General features: G+C 69.0%; 3 protein-coding genes. All 3 read left to right on the forward strand.

The genetic code is table 11. The features are described from left to right. Positions 1-66 precede the first annotated feature (66 nt). The 3 genes from HTZ82_RS20055 (at position 67) to HTZ82_RS20065 (ending at position 3,152) form a co-directional block, all read left to right on the forward strand. Positions 67-834, forward strand: a complete 768-nt coding sequence (locus HTZ82_RS20055) for an enoyl-CoA hydratase/isomerase family protein (RefSeq protein WP_175410808.1) — start codon at positions 67-69, stop codon at positions 832-834. 248 nt (positions 835-1,082) lie between these two features. Continuing rightward, positions 1,083-1,586 carry an ATP-binding protein gene (locus HTZ82_RS20060; RefSeq protein ID WP_175410809.1) on the forward strand — a complete coding sequence of 168 codons (504 nt, stop codon included), beginning with the start codon at positions 1,083-1,085 and terminating at the stop codon, positions 1,584-1,586. 399 nt (positions 1,587-1,985) lie between these two features. After that, on the forward strand, positions 1,986-3,152 hold the full coding sequence (locus HTZ82_RS20065; RefSeq protein ID WP_175410811.1) for a YncE family protein: 1,167 nt from the start codon (positions 1,986-1,988) through the stop codon (positions 3,150-3,152). The last annotated feature ends 73 nt before the right edge of the window (positions 3,153-3,225 follow it).

The raw sequence follows: 3,225 nt of genomic DNA on the forward strand, positions 1-3,225 counted from the left end.
GGGCCCGCCGCCGTGCTGTGCTATCTGGGGGGACCCCCCAGACCCCCCACGGCTAACCTGCCCCGTATGACAGTCACTCTCGAAGTCTCCGCGGGCGTCGGCACCATCCGCCTGGACCGGCCCCCGATGAACGCCCTGGACATCGCCACGCAGGACCGGCTCAAGGAGCTGGCCGAGGAGGCAGCGGGCCGCGACGACGTCCGCGCGGTGGTGCTGTACGGCGGCGAGAAGGTGTTCGCGGCCGGCGCCGACATCAAGGAGATGCAGGCCATGGACCACACGGCCATGGTGCTGCGCGCCAAGGCCCTCCAGGACTCCTTCACCGCCGTCGCCCGTATCCCCAAGCCCGTCGTCGCCGCCGTCACCGGCTACGCCCTGGGCGGCGGCTGCGAGCTGGCGCTGTGCGCCGACTTCCGGATCGCCGGCGAGAACGCCAAGCTGGGCCAGCCCGAGATCCTGCTCGGCCTGATCCCGGGCGCGGGCGGCACACAGCGGCTCTCCCGGCTCGTCGGCCCCTCCAAGGCCAAGGACCTCATCTTCACCGGACGCCACGTCAGGGCGGACGAGGCGCTGGCGATCGGCCTCGTCGACCGGGTCGTCCCGGCGGCCGAGGTGTACGAGCAGGCGCACGCGTGGGCCGCGAAGCTCGCCCAGGGGCCCGCGCTGGCGCTGCGCGCCGCCAAGGAGTCGGTCGACGCGGGCCTGGAGACGGACATCGACACGGGTCTGACCATCGAACGCAACTGGTTCGCGGGGCTGTTCGCCACCGAGGACCGCGAGCGCGGCATGCGCAGCTTCGTGGAGGAGGGCCCCGGCAAGGCCAAGTTCCTCTGAACGGTGAGCGGTGGGAACTTCAGTCGTACGGGTGGTTTAAGGGTGCCTCAAGGCACTCTTGAGGCACGTGGACTCCCGCCTCTCCGTGATCATGTGCAAGCCCTGTGTCACCGCAGGTCAGCATGGGTCTGTGGGGGTTCGGTTGCCTCCGTCATATGCCCAACGCGCCCTGACCGGCCGCCGGTTCCGCGGGATCGATTCCCGCGGAACCGCCCCGCGGCCCCCGTGGGGCGGCCATGATGGTGGACATGTCGGGGCTGGAAGGTGTGGATCAACCATGGCAGCGCGGCAGCGCTACCGCCGCGCGAGGGGTGCCGACCGCGGATGACGAGCTGGCACTCAAGGCGCTCGAACAGTTCGGTGATCCGACGGTCGAGGAGGTGCGGCTGCCGTCCCGTCCCGAGTCTGCCGCGATCGCCCGCCGGCTGACCCAGTACGTGGTACTGCGCCACTGGTCGCTCGGCCCGCAGCTCGCCGAGGACGCGATCCTGCTCGTCTCCGAACTGGTCGGCAACGCCGTCCGGCACACCGGCGCCCGTGTCTTCGGCCTGCGGATGCACCGCCGCCGCGGCCGCATCCGGATCGAGGTGCGCGACCCGTCCCGCGGACTGCCCTGCCTGATGCCGGTGCACGAGATGGACATCAGCGGCAGAGGGCTGTTCCTCGTCGACAAGCTCTCCGACCGCTGGGGTGTGGACCTGCTGCCGCGCGGCAAGAACACCTGGTTCGAGATGCGGGTCATCGACCGCTGAAGCACAGAAGCCCCCGGCAGGGGGCTTCTGGTGAATGCGCGCCCAGGGACGGTCTGGGGTGTAGTCCGGCGCGCTGCCGACGACCGAGCCCGGGTCGCGGGGGTCGTCGCGCTCGACTATGGCAGACGGGGGCCTTACCGCCAAAGGCTCAAATCGATACCAAACCGATTAAATCAGGCGCTGTGCATGTGAATCGCAGGTGAGGTCCGTCACCTGCCTTGAAAACCATGAATAACTATCGAGGCGGGTGAGTGATTCCTTGACGATCCGGCCTTCGTCGGGGTCCCGATGGTAGCGGCGGTAGCGATGCGCGAAGGCGCTCATCACGGTCAATCGGTATTTTCCGCCCCGCATCGCCCTTAAATGGTCCGCGTGACCGTGCACCTGACGAAGCGATCCATGATCCCGCTCGCGGCCGCCCTCCTCGCCGCCGTCGCCGCCGTCGCCGGCTGCGGACTCACCGGCGACGGAGCCACTCCCAAGGCCGCCGCGCCGCCCGCCGCACCGAAGAAGGCCGTCGCCCCGGGTGTGCCCGCCGGGCTCCCGGGCATGCCCCCCGTCCTGAACCCCAAGGACATCTACGCGGCGGACCGCCCGAACCAGCTGTCCCCGGTGGTCAAGGGCTTCCCCTCGCGCGTCTACGTGCCCAACACCCTGTCCAACACCGTCTCGGTCATCGACCCGAAGACGTACAAGGTCGTCGAGACCATCCCGGTCGGCAAGCATCCGCAGCACGTCGTGCCGTCCTGGGACCTCAAGACCCTGTGGGTGAACAACAACCAGGGCCACACCCTGACACCGATCGACCCCGCCACCGGGACGCGCGGCAAGGACGTCGAGGTCCACGACCCGTACAACCTGTACTTCACGCCCAACGGCAAGTACGCCGTCGTCATGGCGTCCCTCGACCGCGAGCTCGTCTTCCGCGACCCGCACACCATGAAGCGCGTCCACACCGAGCCGGTCTCCTGCTACGGCGTCAACCACGCCGACTTCTCCGCCGACGGGCGCTACTTCATCGTCTCGTGCGAGTTCTCCGGCGAGCTGCTCAAGGTCGACACGGAGAAGATGAAGGTCGTCGCGCAGCAGAAGCTGCCCTTCAGCGGGGCGATGCCGCAGGATGTCAAACTGTCGCCCGACGGCAAGACCTTCTACATCGCCGACATGATGGCGCACGGCATGTGGGCCCTCGACGGCGAGAAGTTCACCACGCCGAAGCTGCTGCCCACCGGCAAGGGCTGCCACGGCCTGTACATCTCACGGGACTCCAAGGAGATGTACGTGCCCAACCGCGGCGAGGGCTCCATCTCCGTGTTCGACTTCGGCCAGGACAAGCTCACCAAGAAGTGGTGGCTGCCGGACGGCGGCTCCCCCGACATGGGCGGCATCTCCGCCGACGGCAAGGTCCTGTGGCTGTCCGGGCGGTACGACTCCGAGGTGTACGCCATCGACACCGCGACCGGCAAGCAGCTGGCCCGCATCCCCGTCGGCGACGGCCCGCACGGCCTGGCGGTCTACCCCCAGCCGGGCCGCTACTCACTGGGCCACACGGGAGTGTTCCGCTGAGCGCCCGATCGGGGGCTCTGCCCCCGAACCCCCGCTCCTCAATCTCCCCCAAGCTCTTCGAGCAGGGGGTACC

This window comes from Streptomyces sp. TRM64462 (genome assembly GCF_013362995.1).
GTDB lineage: Bacteria > Actinomycetota > Actinomycetes > Streptomycetales > Streptomycetaceae > Streptomyces.